The organism is Chitinophaga rupis, from assembly GCF_900109685.1.
Lineage (GTDB): Bacteria > Bacteroidota > Bacteroidia > Chitinophagales > Chitinophagaceae > Chitinophaga > Chitinophaga rupis.
Window position 1 is genome coordinate 317,820 of the sequence record NZ_FOBB01000009.1, and the last position, 20,839, is coordinate 338,658.

The window sequence follows — 20,839 nt, forward strand, 5'->3', positions numbered from 1 at the left end:
TCCGCGGAGTTGTTAGCGGTTTTTAACCCTTTTATATATAAGTGTTTGCACCAAAATCAGATATTAGCATCTGCTCCATCATCGCTGGCAGCCGGCCTTCGTGTAGCCATAACCAAACATTAACATCCAGGTTCATATCCGCTGGCGGCGGTCCGTCGTCATTGCTTCGATAACCAAACATTAACATCCAGGTTCATATCCGTTGGCAGCGGTCCGTCGTCATTTGCTTCGATAACCAAATATTAACATCCGGGGTCTGTCATCAGCTGGCAGTTGTCAGTGGACTGCTAACCGTGGGCCATTTATTTCCACAGCTCATACGCAAACCGCAATATAGTGCCGCACACTACCAGCAAAAAGAACCTGCGTACCAGGCTGTTACCTTTTAAAATGGCTAAACGTGCGCCAAAGAAAGAGCCGGTTAAGTTGCTGACAGCCATTAAAATGGTTACCGGCCATAAAATGTGCCCGTGCGATGCAAAATAAGTAATAGAAGCCACGTTGGTGGCCAGGTTCACCACTTTCGCATGGGCGCTGGCATGTAAAAAATCAAAGCCCATAAGGCTAATGAATGCCAGGATCAGGAAACTGCCGGTGCCCGGACCAAAAAATCCGTCGTAAAACCCTAATACTCCTCCAATAACGATCCCCCATGCCCAGGTATTGCGCACGGGGCCGGCAGGCTGGTGGGGTTGCTGCCCGAAATCCTTTTTCAGATAGGTGTAAATGGCTACTGCTATTAACAGCACCAGCATTACCGGCTTTAGAAAATGATTGGGTAAATATGCCACCAGCGACGAGCCGCAGAGCGCGGCAAAAAAAGCAGTGACCGCTGTAACCAGCAGCAGCGGTCTGTCAAACTGTACCCGTTTGGCATATTGCCAGGCAGCCATACTGGTGCCGGAGAACGAAGGTATTTTGGTAGTACCCAGCAGGGTAGCTACCGGGTATTGCGGAAAGGTGAACAGGATGGCTGGTGTTTGAATCAATCCGCCACCGCCAACAATTGCATCAATAAAACCTGCACATAGGGAAAAACAGAAAAGCAGGACCAGGTCCATTGTCATAGCGGGCAAAGCTAGTAAAAAAGTTGGCAGTTTGCAGCGGGTAGTCCGGGGAGGTGGAGGGGAGCGTAGGATGTTTAACTGAACTTAGTTTTTTGTAAGTATTTTGCGGCCATTGTTTTTTGTATTATTATTTTTAAGATTTAGTAAATGCTTAAAAGAGACTGATCAACAGCACAAACCGATACAATTGCAGGTATTCCTACATTATTTTTTACACTTAGGGTTTCCATTTTTTATTGCATTTCTTTTTTTCAGGAAGGAATGGAAAAAGGTTTATTTGATATTAATTGCAACCATGCTGGTAGATGCAGACCACCTGCTGGCTACTCCTGTATTTCAGGCTAACCGGTGCAGTTTGGGCTTTCACTACCTGCATACCGGTTATGTGATAGCCGTTTATTTTGTATTACTGTTTTTGCGGAAACCATTTAATATAATCGGATTGGGGTTACTGCTTCATATGCTGGCCGATCTGATTGATTGTATGTTTATGTTCAATAACTGTAAAGCATGTTTTTTAAACGCCCCGGCAATTGAAGTCTTAAAAGCAATTGCAAACTTTCTCAGCATTTAAAATAACATAACAGCTACTCCATCTTTCCTTGTACATTTTCCCAAGAACTGCCAACTGCCCACTGCCAACTATTTACTAACTTCGCACTCCCAAACCCGTCTTCCTTGTTATCATTATACAAAAAAGCCTTTTCCGGACTCAGTCCGTCTACCTGGTTATTGTCATTGGTATTGCTCATTAACCGTAGCGGTAACATGGTGCTGCCTTTCCTCACCATTTACCTTACCCAGCATATGCATATGAGCATAGCGCAGGCCGGGCTGGTAGTAGGCATTTTTGGCGTAGGGTCTATATTCGGCGCATTATTGGGCGGGCGCTTATCCGATAAGATCGGTTTTTACCCAATCCAGTTCTGGAGCCTGTTCCTGAACGGTATTTTGTTTATCATATTAGGACAAATGCAAACCATGCTGCAGATCAGCATCTGCACTTTTGTACTCAGCATGGTGGGCGATGCTTTCCGCCCGGCCAATGCCGCGGCCACGGCCTGGTACAGCAGCCCGGAGAACCGGGTGCGTTCCTATTCCTTAAACCGTTTGGCCGTGAACCTGGGCTTTTCCATTGGCCCGGCCGTAGGGGGCATGCTGGCAGGCATCAGCTATAATTTTTTGTTCTGGGCAGATGGGTTAACGTGTATCCTGGCAGCGCTGCTGATGCGGGTATTTTTGCCGCCGGGCAAAATAGTAAAAGGCGGCGCAGCGGCAGATACCACCGCACAGGAAATCCCTAAAGGGCCATCGGCCTACAAAGATGTGCTGTACTTGCTATTTGCGGTATTGGTAACTTTTTTTGCAATGGGCTTTTTCCAGCTGGGATCTATTGTGCCGCTGTACTTTAAATCAGCGCTGCACCTCAGCGAGTTTTACATTGGCATAGTACTGGGCTCCAACGGGTTAACGATCGCGCTATTGGAAATGATACTGGTGTACAAGCTGGAAGGCACCAAACCCAATCTCACCTTTATTTCCCGGGGCATATTACTAACTGCGATGGCTTACCTGAGCTTTAACCTGCTGCCTGCCTGGGGAATAGCTGCATGGGTATACATCCTGTTCTTTACTTTCAGTGAAATGTTCAGCATGCCTTTTATGAATGCCTTTTGGATCAGCCGCAGCCAGGAGCATAACCGCGGGCAGTATGCTGCATTGTATACCATCGCCTATTCTGTAGCGCAGATAGTAGCTCCTTCATTAAGCGCATACCTGGTAGAGCGGCTTGGCTTCCGGGATTGGTGGTATGTAGTAACGGGCTGGTGCCTGTTAACCTCCCTGGGTTTTATGTTACTGCAACGTAAGTTTAGTGCGCAAAATCCCGTGCATAATCCCCTTTGATCCTTTCCATGGGCGGGTTAAAATACCCGAATTTCAGATGTGGGAATTCTTCGTGTATGAGTTCCAGTAATTGCGCCATACCCAAACGATCGCCCGTATCCGTAATACCCAGCTTACCCAGGTACCAGTCAGGATCAATGTTAAAGTTGCGCCATTGTATCATGCACAGGTCTGTATCCTTAATGAGCTTACGCAGGGCTTCGTATTCAGATTCACTATCCGTCATGCCCGGGAACACGAAATAATTAATGGAGGTCCACCCGCCAAATCCGCGCACTATTTTCAGGCTTTCCACAATATCTTCAAAGTGGTAGTTATTGGGCCGGTAATAGGGCGTGTACCATCTTTCCTGGGCTGAGTTGGTGCTTACGCGAATACTGTTAAGGCCTGCTTTACAAAGCACGCGTACTGCATCGGGCTTACTGCCGTTGGTGTTAATGTTAATGCTGCCTTTCGGCGTGTGCTTACGGATCTCTAAAATAGATTCGCGGATAGTTTCCCACATCAGCAAAGGCTCGCCTTCACAACCCTGTCCAAAACTAACAATAGGGAAGGGTGCGCTTTCCAGGTGGGGCACGGTATATTCTACGATCTCTTCGGGAGAGGGTTTAAACGTAAGGCGTTCCTGGGTAGATACAATGCTCTCCTCTTCCGGCTGAAAAGATATACAGCCTACGCAGTTGGCATTACAGGCGGGGGAAGAGGGGATGGGGCATTCCCAGCGTCCCATAAAATAGTTACGGGCTGCAGGGCAGTGGTAGGTTAAGGCGCAATTATCTGCCAGGTGTTTCACCAGGCGGTTATGCGGGTATGCTTGTAATAAGTCCTTTACGCCTTGTTTTACCTGCTTATCATCAAAACCGGCGCACTCCTGGCGAATGTCCTGCTCAATACGGGTAGCCGGTACATAGAACTTACCATCCAGCCAGCCTACTGCCGTATAGCAGAACAGGGGCAGGGTGGGAGCATCCGGCAGGGTTTCATACGCTGCTAAATAAAAACCGGTATGTGCCGGAGGAATAAAAGCAGCTACGGCCCAGCCTTTATCACACAGGGCCATTTCTTCCGTACCGGCATTAATGCCAATACCCCGGCGGCCGGGCAGCTCGTACAACTGGCCTCCTTCGGGCAGCTCAATCCACTCTTCTGCCGGTATAGGCAGCGCATCCCAGGCGCTACGGCCGGTAGCGTACAGGGAGGTATCCTCAAAAATATTTCCGTTCCCGTCGGAGTACAATATGTATGGGCTTTGTGTAAGCATCGTGTTTGTTTAATAGCTAAAAGCTGAAAGCATAAAGCTGATTGTGTTATCCCCTATGCTTTATGCTTTATGCTTTATGCTTTGTGCTTTCTGCTTTTAGCTTAATTCTATCTAAGCGATCCTGCTTTTCGCAAAACCGTTAATCTCTGCGGCTTTAATATCCGGTATGTTGTCCAGCACTTCCAGCTGAATGATCTTGTTGTTCTTAAAGTCAATGGTCAGCAGGTCGTTACGCAAAATTACGTTATTGAGCTGGTTCCAGCCTATTACCTGTTTGGAAAAGGTGGTAGGCATGGTAACGCCAATGGTATCCAGCACTACATATACCGGCTGCAGCATGTTATGCTCCGTCCAGCCAATATAGCCCAGGCCTATGCCTACCAGCAGATGCAGGACGCCAATAAGGGGTTGCAGGTGGGTAAGGAAATATAAGCAGCCGCTGAAACAGGCAAATGCCTGTAACAGGCGCATCAGGCTGTTAGCGCCGGAAAAGTTGCGGAAACGCCGCATAATGAACGGAAAAACAAGACTCGCCAACCCCAGCAGCAGGAAGAATGTTGTCATAAATCCATTGGGCTGCCGGCTGTTATAAATACCGATGGCGTTAAAGAAGAACAACAGGCCTGCCATGCCATGTACCACGGGCTGCAAACGCAGGCGGGTGATGGTATTGGGGTGCAATATCCTTATCTTGAACATTTTAGGTAATAATTAAAAATGAAGAATTAATAATGGTAATGACGGACTGCGCGGAATATTATTGTTGCGCTGCAAATATGCCTCCGTAATTATTAATTCTTAATTATTCATTGTTCATTACAAGCAGGTTACACAGCTTAAACAGCACGCGTGCGCCTACATTGGCATCCCATTCATCGTGAGAGGTGCTCACCTCGTTCAGGTCAAAGCCGATCAGCTGCCGGCCGCTGGCCAGTAAGCGTTTGAATAAATAAAAGATCTGCGCTACTTCAAAACCGCCGGGCACCGGGGTACCGGTATGCGGGCACAGCTTGGGATCCAGCCCATCGATATCAAAGCTGATGTACACCTGCTGGGGCAGGGCAGCAATAATACGGTCGCAGGTATCTTTCCATGACTCTCCTTCAAACTGGGCTTCCTTAATATCTTTATCAAAGAAGGTGGTTACACGGTCTTTATTATTTTCCACAAAGTCCAGCTCCTCCTCGCAATAGTCGCGAATACCCACCTGTACCAGCTTTTTGAGCTGGGGTACTTCGTTCAGGGCATTGTACATAATGGAGGCGTGGGAGTATTTGAAACCTTCGTAGCTATCCCGCAGGTCGCAATGGGCATCTATCTGTAAAATGCCAAAGTCGCCTTTCTTTTCCCCAATGGCTTTATAATAGCCCAGGGGGGTGCTGTGGTCACCGCCAATTAACCCTACCAGCTTGCCTTTGTTCAGCAGGGCCAGGGTTTGGTTGTATACCCATTCGTTCATTACCTTGGTGCCGGTATTCACATCCACCAGGGTCTTTTTCAGGAACTGGTTATCCCCAATATCACCGCCTTCGGTCAGGAATTTAATGTACAGCTCAGCCTCTTTACGCAGGTAATCGCTGCGCAGCAGCATGTGCTTATCCGGTTCCCGCATGAAAAAACCCTTTTTCCAGCCATCCTTTACGTCCGGGTCAAGAAGGTCTACCTGGAAGGAGGCTTTAAAGATCTGTTCCGGGCCACGGGCCGTACCATTGGAATAGGATACGGTTACTTCCCAGGGAACAGGCAACAGTACCAGCTTTGCATCCTCTTCATTGAAAGGCAGCCCAAAAATGTTGTTGGAAAGGATACCTACTGAATTAGGATCAAATTGTGACAGATCGGCCATGATATTGAAAATTCAATTCTTATTTCGGCGCAAAGATAGGGAACTAATATTTTAGATTTCAGATTTACGATTTTAGATTTCAGGGGCGGCCGGGGCTTCAAAATCCAGGATCCGGGGTCTAAAATCGTAAATCGGCTGCCTTTTATATAAAATTAAGAACACTCAACTCCTTTTTGCGTTAATTTTGCGGCTGGAAAAAGGAAGCTTGCCTGAAAAAATAAGTTATGAAGAAAACAAATATCGTTTTACTGGTGGTGATTGCCGTAGCCATTGGCATAATTGTGACTATGGTAGGAGATTTTAGCACCTATGAAACATTTGCTACAGCCCGGGAAAAGGAAGGAAAGGAATATCATGTGATCGGCACGCTGGACAAGGCGCAGGCCCTCTCATACAACCCGGTAAAAGATGCCAACTACTTTACCTTTTATATGAAGGATAAGGTAGGCGAAACCCGTAAAGTGATCTTTTTTGGTACCAAACCTACGGATTTTGAAAAGGCTGAACAGCTGGTGCTGACCGGTAAAATAGAAAAAGGGGAGTTTCACTGCAATAAGATCCTGATGAAATGCCCTTCCAAGTACAAGGATGACCAGGTAGCCATGAGTACCAAGCAAATGTAAGTGGAGTGGATTTACGATCTCAGATGTACGGTTTAAAGGGTATTACTGCATTTAAATCCAGGATCTGAGGTCTGAAATTTTTGGACGTTTAATCATCGCAACATTTTGGAAACTAAATACATAGGGGAACATCTGCTGCCCGGCCAGTTTGGACATTTTTTCGCTGTACTGTCATTCATCGCCTCCCTGGTAGCCACCATCGCTTATTTTAACGTAATAAGGGCCAAAGAAACCACCCTGCAGGATTCCTGGAAAAAGCTGGCCCGCATAGCCTTTGTAATAGAAATAGCTTCCGTATTTGCCGTTTTCGGTATTCTATATTACGTACTGTATAACCACTTTTTTGAATATAAATATGTGTGGCGCAACTCATCGCGCAGCCTGGAAGTAAAATACCTCCTGTCCAGCTTCTGGGCCGACCAGGAAGGCAGCTTTTTACTCTGGAGCATCTGGCACTGTGTATTAGGCGTTATTTTACTGTTCAGGGCTAAAAAATGGGAAGCGCCGGTAATGACCGTACTTTCCTTTGCACAGCTTTGCCTGGCCAGCATGCTGCTGGGCATTTATATACTGGGCTACCGCGTAGGCAGCAACCCCTTCCTGTTATTAAGGCAGGCAGAGGAGAATATAAACCTGCCCTGGGTATCCAGACCAGATTACCTGAGCATGATCACAGATGGTAACGGCCTTAACCCGCTGCTGCAGAACTACTGGATGGTGATACACCCGCCGGTATTATTCCTGGGATTTGCTTCCATGATCATACCTTTTGCCTATGCTTTAAGCGGCTTATGGACCCGCCAGTATACGGAGTGGACCAAACCCGCGCTGCCCTGGGCACTGTTTGCCGGTATGATACTGGGCACCGGCGTAATGATGGGCGCTGCCTGGGCTTATGAATCCCTTACGTTTGGCGGTTACTGGGCCTGGGACCCGGTTGAAAATGGTTCCCTGGTTCCCTGGTTAACCATGGTAGCAGGCATCCATACCCTGCTGGCCTTCCGGCACACGGGCCATGCGCTTAAATCCACCTTCTTCTTCTTCTTTATATCCTTTGTATTAATACTGTACGCTACTTTCCTTACCCGTAGCGGCGTTTTGGGCGATACCTCCGTACACTCCTTTACCGACCTGGGTATGAGCGGGCAGCTGCTGGTATATATGGGTGTATTTACCATTCCTGCTTTCTGGCTGCTGATAGCACGCCGCAAAGAGATACCGGATATAAAAAGGGAAGAAAGCTCTTACTCCCGTGAGTTCTGGTTATTTGTAGGCGCCCTGGTGCTGCTGATAGCTGCTATACAGATCACCTTCACCACTTCTATACCGGTGTGGAACAAGCTGCTGGACCTTTCCGGCCTGCGCAAGGCATTTAATATTAAACAGCTGGCGCCCCCGCTGGAACCGGTATTCCATTACAATAAGATCCAGATCTGGGTGGCTATTGTACTGGGCCTGCTTACCGCTATGGTGCAATACCTGAAGTATAAGGATACACCGCGCAAACAGCTTACCGCCAAACTATTGTGGCCTACTCTTATTGCAATTGCAGCTACTGCGTTGATAGGCTGGCTGGGCAACATAAACTTTGATACCTATGGCGCCGGTTTCCTGGTAGCTATTTACATAATGCTGTTTGGCAGCGTTTACGCGGTGGTGGCCAACTTCGGCTATATTTTTACCGGGTTAAAAGGTAAGGTAAAGTCTGCCGGCGCTTCTGTAGCGCATATTGGTTTTGGGCTGGTATTACTGGGCGTGCTCATTTCTTCCTCTAAAAAAGAAACCATCTCCATTGACCGTATGAAGATGCTGGATAATGGTTTCTTTGGTAAGGAAAGCAAGGAGAATCCCCGGGAGAACCTGATGCTGCCCCGCAACTTCCCGGTGCAGATGGGTGCTTACCATGTAACTTACGCCGGTGACTCTACTGCCGCCGGTGATCCTAAAACATATTATGTAGTACGGTATGAGAAAAAAGATCCGGCCAACGGCGCCATGCTGGAGAATTTTACGCTGTACCCGGATGCTTTCATTAATACCAAAGGGCAGGAGGGCTTAACGCCTAACCCATCCAGCCGACACTACCTCACCCGCGATATTTTTACGTATGTAACCGCCGTGCCGCGTAAGGATGAAGCCAATGATACTGCGCAATACAGCCCGCATGAAGTAAAACAGGGCGATTCAATATTTTTCTCCAACGGTTACATCATCTTCACCGCTTTACAGCCGCAGCCCAAACACCGCAATTATGAGCCGCAACCCGGCGACCTGGCAGTAGGTGCGCAGCTGGAAGTACATACCAAGAATAACGAAGAATTTAAGCTGCAGCCGGTGTATTTCATTCGTGACAATACTTACCAGTTCAGCATCCCGGATACCTTATCGCCTTTAGCGCTTTATGTGCGGTTCAGCAAAATACTGCCCAAGGAAAACAAGATAGAGCTGGAAGTGAAGGAAGCAGGTACGTTTGATGATTACATTGTGCTGAAGGCCTTTATTTTCCCCTTTATCAATGTGTTGTGGATTGGTGTGCTGATTATGATCGCCGGCTTTTTGATGAGTATGTACCAGCGCATAAAGGGTAATAAACAGACCCCTGTACGCGGGGCACGGCCCGCCACGGCATTGCAGGAGGCGTGAGTTGGTCCATGGTCGATGGTCCATGGTCCATTGCATTTTGCGCATGGTAACTTACAATGGTTATGACGTTGTGAATATCGTGTAGTTTGCATTACGCTCGATGCCGTAAACAGTGGCTGTAGACTGGTATCCGGATACAAGCTGTACCATGAAGTAGTTGATTTCCGCAGTAGGCTATGGACCATCGACTATGGACTATGGACTCAAAAATCCTTCCCCATGAAACGCAAATGGCTGCGTATAGCCCTAGTGGTGATCGTAGTATTAGTAGTGGTCTATTACCTGGGCCCCAGCCCTGCCACACCTGTGTATGATCCCGCATTGCCTGCAGTACCCACCGATTCAGCCGGTTTAACCGGCTACATTGCCCTCCGTGAAAGCCGGCATCACCTGAAGCCGGATAACGACGCCCGTATTGTATGGTACGATTCCCTGCACCGCAAAACACCCTATAGTGTTGTATACCTGCATGGTTTTTCTGCCAGCCGTAAAGAGGGCGATCCCGTAGTGCCGGACTTTGCCCGCCGCTATGGCTGTAACCTGTACCTTTCCCGCCTGGACGGGCATGGCATTGATACTACCGAACCTTTACTGAACATGACGGCAGAAGGCCTGTGGCGCGATGCGAAGGAAGCCCTGGCCATAGGAATGGCTTTGGGCGATACCGTGATCATTGCCGGAACCTCCACCGGCGGCACGCTGGCGCTGATGCTGGCCGCGCAGTACCCCAAACAAGTATATGCAGTAATGAACCTTTCGCCCAACATTGCTATTAATGATCCGCTGGCTTTCCTGGCTAATAATCCCTGGGGCCTGCAGGTAGCGCGCATTGTGAAAAAAGGCAATTACAATCATACCAATAAGGAGGGTGATCCGGCAGTAGCACGCTATTGGAACACTACCTACCGGCTGGAAGCCGTGGTGCAACTGGAGAACCTGCTGGAAAGCGGCATGACGAAAAGCACCTTTGAAAAGATCCACCAGCCGGTGTTAAATCTTTATTATTATAAAGATGAAACTCACCAGGATCCCACCGTGCGGGTAGCCGCCATTCTGGATATGGAAAAAGCGCTGGGAACCCCTGCCACCCGGAAAGCAGCCGTGCCTATACCGGGCGCAGGCGTGCACGTATTAGGCAGCTCCCTTACTTCGCACGATCTGCCCGCTGTAACGCATGCCATGAATAATTTTGCCGAACAGGTGTTGAAATTGAAACCGTTATGAGATTTTAGATTTACGATTTACGATTTTAGATTTGAAAGTGTGGTGCGGCACAATAAAATGACAGATCGTAAAGCTGAAATCTCAGATCTTTTTATTGTAACTTTAGTAGATAAAATCCCGTTTCACCTGAATGTGCCGTCTTAGAACAGTAGTATTTATTCTCACACTTGTCTTATGCAGCCTATGCCGGAAAGATGTGGCAGCGCAATCTGCCGGCGGCCAGGGTGTAAATGCGAGAGTAGTGATCGTCGGCACAGATACCCTCCCTTCCATTACCCTGCAAATATTTGAAATAACAGAAAAGCTGCCCCGCAAGCTCCGTAAGGAACGCGAACGCTGGACCCGCTTACGCAATGCAGTATATGTAACTTACCCATACGCTAAATCTGCGGCCCGCATATTGAAAGATGTGAACAGCCGCCTGGCTACCCTGCCCAATAAAAAAGACCGCAAGGCTTACCTGGCTACCAAAGAGAAAGAATTAAAGGCTGAATTTGGCGATAAGCTGGAAAACCTTTCCATTTACCAGGGCAAGGTATTAATGAAGCTGATTGACCGCGAAAGCGGCGAAAACTGCTATGAGATCATCAAGGAGCTGAAAGGCGGTTTTAATGCACGCATGTGGCAAACCGTAGCCTTCTTTTTTGGCGGCAATCTTAAAAGCGAATATGATACGGAAGAAGACCGTGATATTGAAGCCATTGTACAGGAAATAGAAATGTACCGCTACTACCGCGCGTATAACTAACCCCTTTTCACACTAACACTACTTTAACGAATTAAGGCCTAATTTAGGGCCATGAAATTATTCACAGGTATTTGCTGTTTACTATTGATGGGCGCCGGCGCTAAAGCGCAGGAAGCTGCAGACGATGCGGTGCAGGTATACGTGGTAGACAGCGTGGAAGTGGAATCATCAGCCGTAAACAATATTGGCCCCGACCAGATAGCCATGATCACCATTGCAAGGGGCCGCAAGACGATTGAAAAGTTTGGAGAGCGGGCTGCTAATGGCGTTTTTTACCTGGAAACAAAACCGTTTGCCCGTAAACGTTATAACCGCTTATTCAGCAATCTGTCGCCTGCATATGCAGCCGCCCTGCAAAAGCTGGGCAGCGACAGCAGCTTCAGGTATATTATGGGCGATAGTGTGCTCACCACCAACCTGGAATCACAGTTAGCAGCCATAGAACCACGGGATATTACAGAAGTGAAGGTGCTCACTGACCCGGCGCAGCTAAAACAATACGGATTGAAGGAGGGTGAGATAGGTGTGGTTGTGAAAACTAAGTAGCATAACAAGCATATATAAACGAAGAAGGAGGTATAACATACCTCCTTCTTCGTTTATTACTCAAAACATCATCAATTTGTGTATCCCGGGTTCTGCGGGCGCAGGCTGGGATTATTGTTATACTCCAGCGTGGGCAGGGGCACCAGCAGGTGTTTTTCAGCAAGGGTAGGGCCGTAGCTGAACTTGTGGCCCACAAAGTTATCAAAGCCCTGTGTGCTCTCATTATACACCTTACGCAGGCGCACCATATCGAACCAGCTTTTACCTTCATAGCACAGCTCATGCCAGCGCTCGCGCCATACAGCTTCACGGAAAGTGGCCTGTGTAAAGGTAGCAGGCGTGGTTAATTTAGCGCGGTCGCGGATCTGTTTCAGCGCGGCAATGGTAGCAGCGGTAGGGCCGCCTACTTCATTTTGTGCTTCTGCATAGATCAGCAATACTTCTGCATAGCGCAGCAGCGGCCAGTTCAAGCCACTTTGCGCAGTACCTTTTATACCAAAGGTGCCGTTAGCAGTAGTATCAAAATGTTTGTAAATGTAGGGGGCATTCAGATCCTTCAATGCACCATTACCATCTGTATAATACTTGGTGTAAAAGAACTGCTGCTCTTCCGTACGTTTATCACCATCTTCAAAGGAATCAAAGAAGGAAACAGTAGGTACAGTGCTGCCCACCTGTGTTCCGTAAGCAGAGATACCGCCAAAGTTAGGCAGCAGAATGCTCTGGAAACCATTACGTGCATCAGATACAGATGCAGAATATTGCGCCATGAAGATGTGTTCTCCACGGTTCTTGGTAGATGGGTTGTGCAGGTCCATGTAACGGGTGAACAGGCTGTAAGAACCGCTGGTGATCACTTCATTAGCCTTATCTGCAGCCAGCTTGTAATAAGCGGCGCCTTTGTTCAGCGGCTGCCCGGCCATGGTCAGGTATACGCTTGCCAGCAGTGATTTTACTGCGCCCAGGGAGGCGCGGCCGCTGGTCTCCGTATTCGGCAGGCCGGATGCTTCTGCTTCTGTCAGGTCTTTTACGATCTGCATGTACACGCTGTCCTGTGAGGTACGGCCGGCGTATACTTCCGGTGCGTTTACGTTTTGGATAGGCTCCGTAAGCAAAGGCACATCGCCCCACAGCCTTACCAGCCAGTAGTAATGCAGTGCGCGCAGGAACTTGGCTTCGCCGATATATCTTTTACGCAGTGTTTCATCCATCGGGTTAATGTCCGGTATTTTTTTGATGGAGAGGTTGGCATTGGAAATACCCCTGTACAGCGCCTGCCACCATTGGCGTATGTGCACGTTATCGGGATTAAACGCCAGGTTTAACAGGTTGTTCAGATCAGAGTTCTGGCCGGTTTGTGAAGTGGAGGTACCGGTCATGGCTTCCAGCAGCTGGAAGTTGGCGGAGAAAATGCCCGCACCGTCCGACTGGAACCTTAAGTTGGCATACACGGCGTTTACAGATGCTTCCGCATGTTCCGGCAGCGTAAAATAACTGTCCGGCGAAAGGTTGGATGGGTCCTGCTCTTCCAGGAACTTGGTGCAGCCTGCACCCAGCAATAAGGTGCCGGAAAGCAGCAGGGCTATATATTTTATCTTCAGTAGTTTCATAATGTAAGTTCTTTTTGTCAACAATGAATTACAAACCAACATTCAATCCCAGCGTGAACCGGGTAGGTTTGGGATAGTCAAAGAAGGTTTGTCCCTGCGCAAATGCTTCACCGTAGGTAGTTACTTCCGGATCATTACCGGAGAACTTGGTCCACAGGAAAAAGTTCTGTACAGATCCATAGATCCTTAGCTTGTTCAGGTACCATCTTTTCAGCGCATCTGTAGGGAAAGTATACGCCAGCAGCAGGTTGCGGCCGCGGAGGAAAGAACCATCCTCTACCCAGCGTGTATCCACATTCGTTACATAACCGGCACGGGTATCGCGCAGCGCTGCAATAGGCGTGTTCTGGTGATCAGGCGTCCATGCATCCAGTACGGATTTGAAGCTGTTGGCAATTGCCACACGGTCTTCGCCGGAGTGGTGGGTCATGTTCAGCACATCTGCACCGTAAGAGTATTGCAGGTCCACGGTCAGCTCAAAGTTCTTGTAACGGAAAGTGTTGATCAATGAACCGTAAGCATCCGGGTTGTTATCACCAATGATCATGCGGTCAGCATCATTGATCTGGTAATCGCCATTCACATCGCGGTATTTGATATCACCGGGCAGTATTTTCTGGCTGCTGCGGTAGCTGGCAAATTTGGCCGCTTCTGCTGCATCTTTTGATGCCCAGGTACCTTCACGCACCAGGCCCCAGAAAGAGCCTACAGAGGCGCCTACTTTCAGGATACCGGTAGGGTTGGTAAAGCCGGGGTTACCGCTGAAAAGGGGCGCCGGCGTAGCCAGTGATAATACTTTGTTCTTGTTGCGGGATACGTTGAAGCTGGTGCTCCAGGTGAAGTCTTTTGTCTGGATGTTCACTGTGTTGATACCAATTTCAATACCCTTGTTCTCCATGCTGCCTATGTTACGGATAATGGTAGCATAACCGGTGGAGAAGGGCAGGGGCGCTTCCAGCAGCATGTCGGTGGTTTTGCGGTAATAACCGTCCACTTCCAGAGAGATCCTGTTCCGTAGCAGGCCTATTTCCAAACCAATGTCGGCCTGTTTGGTCCTTTCCCATTTCAGGTCAGGGTTAGCCAGGCGGCTAATGCCAATGCCTGCGGCGCGTGCATCATTGAAAATGGAAGTATAGTTACCCAGTAAAGGCAGGGATGCATAAGTATTGATCTCTGAGTTACCGGTAGCGCCATAGCTGGTACGCAGCTTCAAATGCGAAATGGTAGGATTGCCTTTCAGGAAAGGCTCTTCAGAAATCCTCCAGGCTACTGCGGCAGACGGGAAGAACGCGTATTTATTGGATTCACCGAATTTAGAGGCGCCATCCGCACGGCCGGTCAGCGTTAACAGGTATTTTTCCTTAAACGCATAGTTGATCCTGCCGTAGTAGGAGTTAAATGCAAAACGCGCTGCACGGGAGCTGGGCGTTGGGAAAGTTGTAGCAGCGCCTACGCTGTTGAATTTCAGGTAATCACTCTGGAAACCTTCACCAATGGTTTGGAAACCTTTAATGTTGGTCAGGTACCAGGAGGCGCCTCCCATGGCGGTAATGGAATGGTCTTCCGCGATCTTTTTAGTGTAGGTCATGTAAGTTTCTGTGGAGATAAAACCTTCGCGGTTATCATCCAGCACTGCACGGCCTTTCTGATCGGCAGAGATCTGGTTCAGGTTACGGCCATTGTATTCACTGCGGTCGCGGTTCACTACGGATGTACCTAATACAGAGCGCAGCTCCAGTCCGGGAGCCAGGTGAATGTTAGCATAAAAATTACCCAATACGGTCTGGCTTACCATTTCATAGAAACGGTTCGTCATAATGTTCACCGGGTTTTCGCCGCCTTCCATACCTTCATACTGGTAGTTACCAGCCCACGCGCCATTCTTATATTTGATGGGCAGTATGGGCAGTGCTTCTGTGATCATACGCACGGAGTTCAAACCGCCGGTACCAATATCCACCACATTTTCTTTCTGGTAGTTGTAGCTCAGGTTACCGCCTACGCTTAACCAGGGTTTAATTTCCGTATCAAATGTAAAACGGGCTGAGTAGCGTTTCAGGTAAGAGTTCAGCAGCAGGCCATTATCGTTCAGGTAGCCCATGAACACGCCATAGGAGCCCTTTTCATTGCCATTGGTAAAGGATACCTGGTGGTTCTGCGACAGCTTGCTTTGGGTAGATTCTTTTAACCAGTCGGTATTATAGATCGGCGCCGGTTTACCGCTTGCATCTAAGCGGAACAGCTCTGGTTTGCCGGCAGTATTACCTTCCAGGTACTGCATTCTTTTTACAACCGGGTCTTTGTATTTACCGGCCGCCCAACCTGCAGGGTCGTAGGTTTGCGCATTTTTATAGGCCTGCTCTTCTACAAAAAGGAATTCATTGGCATCCAGCATTTTTACACGGTGGGGGCCAATGGTGGGCAAGCCAAAGTTTACATCGTACGTAATTTTACCACCGGTGGTAGAGCCACGTTTGGTAGTAAGCAGCACTACGCCGTTAGCGCCCCTGGAACCGTAAATAGCGGTGGCAGATGCATCTTTCAGCACTTCTACAGAACCAATGTCTGATGGATTAATGAAGTCAATAGCGTTGGAATTCTGTGTTTGTGTACCTACCGGCAACATTACCCCGTCTATAATATACAGCGGGTTGTTGGAGGTGTTAATGGAGCTGAAACCGCGGATACGTACCCTTGTTTGTCCGCCGGGACGGCCGGAGTTCTCAGATACGTTCACACCCGGCAAACGGCCTGCCAGGGCCTGGTTCACGGAGGGTAAAGGTCTTTCTTCCAGCTGTGCAGCTTTGATGGAGGCTACTGCACCTGTAATGTCGGATCGTTTTTGTGTACCATAACCGATCACCACTACATCCTGCAGTGATTTTACATCGGGAGCTAATGCTACATTTAAAGGACCTGCGCCAATGGCTTTGTCCTGCGCAATGTAACCTACAAATGAAAAGCTGAGGGTGGCGCCTTCAGCGGCATCCAGCGTAAAGCTGCCGTCTGCCTGTGTTTGGGTACCGGTGGCAGTACCTTTTACCTGCACGGTAACACCGGGTAGGGGAGAGTTGTCTTTTGCGTCAATAACCCGCCCCGTAATTTTCCGGGACTGGGAAAAGGCTAACAAACACGTTAGGAGCCATAACGTGCTTAGTAAGCCACTTCGCATAAGAAAGGTTGATGTTTTCTTCATACGCTTTGGTTTTTTGTTTATTAGTAGAATAGATGAGCAAAGCAATGCCAGTATGCTTTTACAGCACAGCAGATCAGCGGGAGGAGGGACATAGCAGTAGCAGGCCGCATATTGTTATGCAGCGGAGAACAAGTTTAAATACCGTAGTTTTTAAAATAGATGTCCCGGAACGCGGTGTCCCTCCCCGTAAAGCAAAATCGATTTAGCACATTGGAATTAAAAAAAAGTCCTCACAGGACCCGATGCCAGTACATTACATATTTACGAATAACAAGCTTTTTAAATGGTGATAGATTCTTTGGTTTCAGCCACAGTATGAAGTGGAATTATACTCTAGTTCGCAATAAGTTCTACGTAAAAATAATATTCTTTTTAAGAATCCAAAAAGTATTGTTAAAAAAATAGTTTGCAGTTAATAGTTAGCTATTAGCTGTTAGCTATTAGCTGTTGGCTGTTAGCTGCTAGCAGTAGGGTACTGCGGATGGATGTTGACCGGATATTTGATGCAGTGATATGAGTTTATTGAATAGTTTGCAGTGGGGGCATGAACAGTCAGGAACATTTAATTACGGTAACTTTTCAGCCTACAAAGACTGCTAACCGCTAATGGCTAATAGTCAACAGCCAACAGCTAAAGGCTAACTGCCAACTGCTAACAGCTAGCTACTCACGTTGACTTCCGCTGAATAAACTTGCCCTCCAAAACGATCTGCTGCTTGCCTATTTTTCCTTTACTGGCGCCCAGCTGTTTCATAAGTAATGATATTGCTGCTTTGGCAATATCGGCAATAGGTTGCTGCAATGCGCTGATGCCGGGTGGGTACAACCGGAACACATCATGATCGTCAAAACATACAACCGCCAGATCGTCCGGTACGCGTAAACCCAGGTGGGTAAGGCTTTCCACGCCTGCTACGCCCAGGTAGTTAGTGGCAAATAATACTGCATCCAGTGTTTTATGCTTGTTTAAAAAGCGGTTGATATGGCGGGTAATATTTTTAGTGGGCTCGTTGTAAGGGATCTTTAATACTGGTTGCTGCGTGGCAGGGATCTTATATGCTTTGCAGGCATTGTGGTAAGCCAGCAAACGTTGTTGCAGCTGCACCAGCTCCAGGTCTACAGTAACAAAGCCTATTTTGCGGTAGCCTTTTTTCAGCAGGTGATCCATGCAGGTATAAATACCTTTGTAATTATCTATCAGCACATAGGGCGTATCAATATGCTCAAAATAACTATCCATTAATACCAGGTGCTTACCGTCCTGCACCAGCTGCTGTATATCTTTTTCCATGCCTGGCGCAGGGGTAATTAAATAACCATCCACCTGGTGCTTAAGCATCATTTGAATCAGCTCACGGCCTTTGAGTGGATTGTTCTCCGTACTGCAATACAAAACCTTGTAACCGTATTTTTCTGCTTCCTGCTCTATGGTGCGGGCAAGGGCGGCAAAGAAGCTGCCGGAAATGCTTTCTACGATCAATCCCAGTATTTTGGACTGGCCGGTACGCAGGTGAACAGCTACAGGGTGCGGCTGGTACCCGGCGGCTTTGGCCACGCTTTGTATTTTGGCAGCCAGCGTATCGCTGATGCGCCTTTGCTTAGCTTTCCCGTTTAGTACCAATGACACAGTTGAAGGTGCTACTCCGGCTTTTTTAGCAACGTCTTTAAGGGATACTCTATTCATAATAAAAATGGGGTAGATGGTAATATACAGACTTTTGCCTGTTATTAAAACATCTACCCCGCAAGATAATATATGCCTGGTAGTTATTAGTTCAGCGCACGCAGGCAGCCGGAACTAAGCCGCACACTGTCTTTCTGCGTAACCAGGCCCAGTGTGTTGAAATAACTTTGATTGTTGGTCTGGTTCAGATCATAATACAACACTACACCATAACTATCATTCATAGTTCTTGTAACCAGTGATTTGGCAGTAGTTACAGTTGTGTGATTGATCCAGATGGCAGCGGGGCCTAACTGGCTCTTGGTCATGCCGGCAAAGTTAGGCGCAGCATAAGTGCCGTAATAAGGGTTCCAGGCATAGTTCACAAAGTCGCCTATCTTTTTACCGCCATAGCTGGGCCTTGCAGCGGCAGGGCCTATGTTATACAGGGTAATGAGCTTAGTGGGTATCAGCTTACGCAGCTCATCCAGCAGGAATACAAAAGAGCTGTCGTTAGGCTGCGGCAGCCCGTTCTTGCCATACTCCGCATACTCATCATCAAAGTCAATACCATCCAGCCCATAAGTGGTAACCGTGCTGCTAAGCTGCTGTGCAAAGGCTTTGGCTGCCGCACGGCTGGTAAAGTTGGCAAAACCCGCGCCCTGGTGGTTACCCAGTATAGACAGCAGCACTTTAATGCCTTTGTCCTGCAGGGGCTTAATAAAGGTGGCCTTGTTGTTCAGTACATTGGTCACATTCGGGTTGTTGTACAATACGGCTTTTTTGGCTTGCGTATCATAGTTGATGTTGGCCGCAAAAATAATGGCTATGTCAAAGAACGGCTGCCCGTTGCCTTTCATAGTATAACAACCGGCATTGGCCATGTGGTTGTTATTAACCTCGATGTACACTACATTCTTAGGACCTGTTTTGGCGGCATTAGGCTGGTTGCCGTTTTCATTGGGCTGTGTGTCCGGCAGCTGCTGCACCTCCTGCTGTTTTTCCCGGCTGCAGGCGCTGCCCAGCATACACAGGGCAAGGGCGGCCAGGCTTAGCCAGCCGGCGGAATGTTTTTTTGCATGGTCATTTGATCTTGCTGGCAAATGGGTTTTGTTGTAACCTGGGTGAACAAGGGTTTTCGATAGTGGCATAACGGGGGGGATTTTTTAGGTGCCTAATATACAAATAAACACTGCTATATGACATGTTATAGTCATACTTTAAACAGCCCCCGGAAAAACTTCATTTTTTTATGTTCCTTTGCACCCATGAAATTGGATATACTGGCTATAGCCGCCCATCCGGACGATGTGGAGCTATCCTGCGCAGGCACCTTAATGGTACATGCCGCACAGGGAATGAAAGTAGGGGTAGCCGATCTTACTAGAGGGGAACTAGGCACCCGCGGTACACCTGAAATAAGAGTAACAGAAGCACAGGCCGCCGCTGCAGTAATGGGCCTGCAGGTACGTGATAACCTTGGCCTGGCCGACGGATTTTTCCAGAACACAAAAGAAGACCAGCTGGCAGTAGTAACGGCTATACGAAAGTACCGGCCGGACATTGTGCTTGCTAATGCTATAGACGACCGTCACCCGGATCATGGAAGGGCCGCCAGGTTAATAGCCGACAGCTGTTTTCTGGCCGGCCTGCGTAAAGTGGAAACCTTTGATAACGGGCAGCCCCAGCAAGCCTGGCGTCCCAAACAGGTATATCACTTTATACAGGACCGTTATTATAAACCGGACCTGGTGGTGGATATTACCCCGGTAATGGAGCGCAAGCTGGAAGCTATCCGCGCTTTTAAAACCCAGTTCCTGGCCCCGCAGGATGATTCACTGCAAACCTACATCTCATCCCCCGGCTTTTTTGACAGCGTAATACACCGCTGCCGCATGCTGGGCAAGATGGTAGGGGTTGAGTATGCGGAAGGGTATACCAGCGCCAAAGCTATCGGCATCCGCAACTTTGCAGACCTGATCAACGAAGTAACCTGATTCCATCTTACACCTTAATAATACCCGGACCTGGCAGCTGCCAGGTCTTTTTTTTGCCCGGGATAAATTGCCTCCGGGTGCTACTGCAACCCATTGCAAAAGAAGGAATAAGCCATATATAAGCTATATGTAAGCTATATGTGAACTATATATAAGCCATCCCTTATAAGAGATGGCTTGTCTTAGTACAGAAAAACCTTACAGTTGACGTATTGAATGCAGAATTGGCTTTACAGGTTGTAGATTGTTTCAGCGAGCGCTTTACAAGGGTAATTTACTCATTGTTTTTTTTCTTGGCTTCCATTTTTTGGCCAAAGGGCCTGTTCTGGTATGTGCCTCATTGGGTGTCAGATAGTTACAACTCATATGAGGCCTGACACGGTTATAATAGTCGATGGCCTTACCAACAGCATTGACGGCGTCGCCATAGTTGCTAAACGTCCTTTTCAGCCCAAACTCATGTTTTAAAATGCCATTTACGCGTTCTGCCATAGCATTATCGTAGGGGCT

17 protein-coding genes are annotated in these 20,839 nt (G+C 48.1%); 8 read left to right on the forward strand and 9 right to left on the reverse strand.

What is annotated here, in order from left to right; all coding sequences use genetic code 11:
• Nucleotides 1-302 precede the first annotated feature (302 nt).
• Nucleotides 303-1,067 carry a sulfite exporter TauE/SafE family protein gene (locus tag BMZ54_RS27220; protein WP_089919463.1) on the reverse strand — a complete coding sequence of 255 codons (765 nt, stop codon included), beginning with the start codon at nt 1,065-1,067 and terminating at the stop codon, nt 303-305.
• A gap of 187 nt (nt 1,068-1,254) precedes the next feature.
• On the opposite strand from BMZ54_RS27220, the gene BMZ54_RS33595 reads away from it, so the two are divergent.
• Entirely contained in the window at nt 1,255-1,641 is a 387-nt protein-coding gene (locus BMZ54_RS33595; RefSeq protein ID WP_089919465.1) for a DUF6122 family protein, read from the forward strand.
• A 104-nt stretch (nt 1,642-1,745) separates the two neighbouring features.
• The gene (locus BMZ54_RS27235; RefSeq protein ID WP_238386701.1) at nt 1,746-2,972 is read left to right on the forward strand and encodes an MFS transporter; all 1,227 of its coding nucleotides are present in this window, start codon (nt 1,746-1,748) and stop codon (nt 2,970-2,972) included.
• Here BMZ54_RS27235 and BMZ54_RS27240 read toward each other — a convergent pair.
• The 3 genes from BMZ54_RS27240 to BMZ54_RS27250 form a co-directional block, all read right to left on the reverse strand.
• Nucleotides 2,938-4,233, reverse strand: coding sequence for a radical SAM family protein (locus BMZ54_RS27240; protein ID WP_089919470.1), 1,296 nt, complete (start codon nt 4,231-4,233; stop codon nt 2,938-2,940). The genes BMZ54_RS27235 and BMZ54_RS27240 overlap by 35 nt on opposite strands.
• A 111-nt stretch (nt 4,234-4,344) precedes the next feature.
• Nucleotides 4,345-4,932, reverse strand: coding sequence for a hypothetical protein (locus tag BMZ54_RS27245; protein WP_089919472.1), 588 nt, complete (start codon nt 4,930-4,932; stop codon nt 4,345-4,347).
• 103 nt (nt 4,933-5,035) lie between these two features.
• The gene (locus BMZ54_RS27250) at nt 5,036-6,079 is read right to left on the reverse strand and encodes an agmatinase family protein (RefSeq protein ID WP_089919474.1); all 1,044 of its coding nucleotides are present in this window, start codon (nt 6,077-6,079) and stop codon (nt 5,036-5,038) included.
• A 224-nt stretch (nt 6,080-6,303) separates the two neighbouring features.
• Here BMZ54_RS27250 and BMZ54_RS27255 point away from each other — a divergent pair, with 224 nt between their 5' ends.
• The 5 genes from BMZ54_RS27255 to BMZ54_RS27275 all read left to right on the forward strand — a co-directional run bounded on the left by BMZ54_RS27255 (nt 6,304) and on the right by BMZ54_RS27275 (nt 11,863).
• The gene (locus BMZ54_RS27255) at nt 6,304-6,702 is read left to right on the forward strand and encodes a cytochrome c maturation protein CcmE domain-containing protein (RefSeq protein WP_089919475.1); all 399 of its coding nucleotides are present in this window, start codon (nt 6,304-6,306) and stop codon (nt 6,700-6,702) included.
• Between the two features lie 105 nt (nt 6,703-6,807).
• Nucleotides 6,808-9,345 (forward strand): cytochrome c biogenesis protein CcsA, encoded by a 2,538-nt coding sequence (gene ccsA, locus BMZ54_RS27260; RefSeq protein WP_089919477.1) that lies wholly within the window; start codon nt 6,808-6,810, stop codon nt 9,343-9,345.
• Nucleotides 9,346-9,564: 219 nt separating this feature from the next.
• Nucleotides 9,565-10,569, forward strand: a complete 1,005-nt coding sequence (locus BMZ54_RS27265) for an alpha/beta hydrolase (protein ID WP_089919479.1) — start codon at nt 9,565-9,567, stop codon at nt 10,567-10,569.
• A gap of 130 nt (nt 10,570-10,699) precedes the next feature.
• Nucleotides 10,700-11,317, forward strand: coding sequence for a DUF4294 domain-containing protein (locus BMZ54_RS27270; RefSeq protein WP_089919482.1), 618 nt, complete (start codon nt 10,700-10,702; stop codon nt 11,315-11,317).
• Nucleotides 11,318-11,368: 51 nt separating this feature from the next.
• Complete coding sequence (locus BMZ54_RS27275; protein WP_143081154.1) at nt 11,369-11,863, forward strand: hypothetical protein; 495 nt, start codon at nt 11,369-11,371, stop codon at nt 11,861-11,863.
• Between the two features lie 71 nt (nt 11,864-11,934).
• Here the strand turns inward: BMZ54_RS27275 and BMZ54_RS27280 are convergent, their stop codons facing one another.
• The 4 genes from BMZ54_RS27280 to BMZ54_RS27295 form a co-directional block, all read right to left on the reverse strand.
• Entirely contained in the window at nt 11,935-13,473 is a 1,539-nt protein-coding gene (locus BMZ54_RS27280) for a RagB/SusD family nutrient uptake outer membrane protein (protein ID WP_089919486.1), read from the reverse strand.
• 28 nt (nt 13,474-13,501) lie between these two features.
• Entirely contained in the window at nt 13,502-16,669 is a 3,168-nt protein-coding gene (locus BMZ54_RS27285) for a SusC/RagA family TonB-linked outer membrane protein (protein ID WP_089919489.1), read from the reverse strand.
• A 667-nt stretch (nt 16,670-17,336) separates the two neighbouring features.
• A complete protein-coding gene (locus BMZ54_RS27290; RefSeq protein ID WP_089919491.1) occupies nt 17,337-18,353 on the reverse strand; it encodes a substrate-binding domain-containing protein in 1,017 nt (338 codons plus the stop codon).
• Nucleotides 18,354-18,439: 86 nt separating this feature from the next.
• Nucleotides 18,440-19,435, reverse strand: a complete 996-nt coding sequence (locus BMZ54_RS27295; RefSeq protein ID WP_202909370.1) for an endo-beta-N-acetylglucosaminidase H — start codon at nt 19,433-19,435, stop codon at nt 18,440-18,442.
• Between the two features lie 165 nt (nt 19,436-19,600).
• On the opposite strand from BMZ54_RS27295, the gene bshB1 reads away from it, so the two are divergent.
• Nucleotides 19,601-20,329 carry a bacillithiol biosynthesis deacetylase BshB1 gene (gene bshB1 / locus BMZ54_RS27300; protein WP_089919493.1) on the forward strand — a complete coding sequence of 243 codons (729 nt, stop codon included), beginning with the start codon at nt 19,601-19,603 and terminating at the stop codon, nt 20,327-20,329.
• Nucleotides 20,330-20,590: 261 nt separating this feature from the next.
• Here the strand turns inward: bshB1 and BMZ54_RS27305 are convergent.
• On the reverse strand, nt 20,591-20,839 hold a 249-nt coding region (locus BMZ54_RS27305), incomplete at its 5' end, for an integrase core domain-containing protein (protein WP_143081155.1).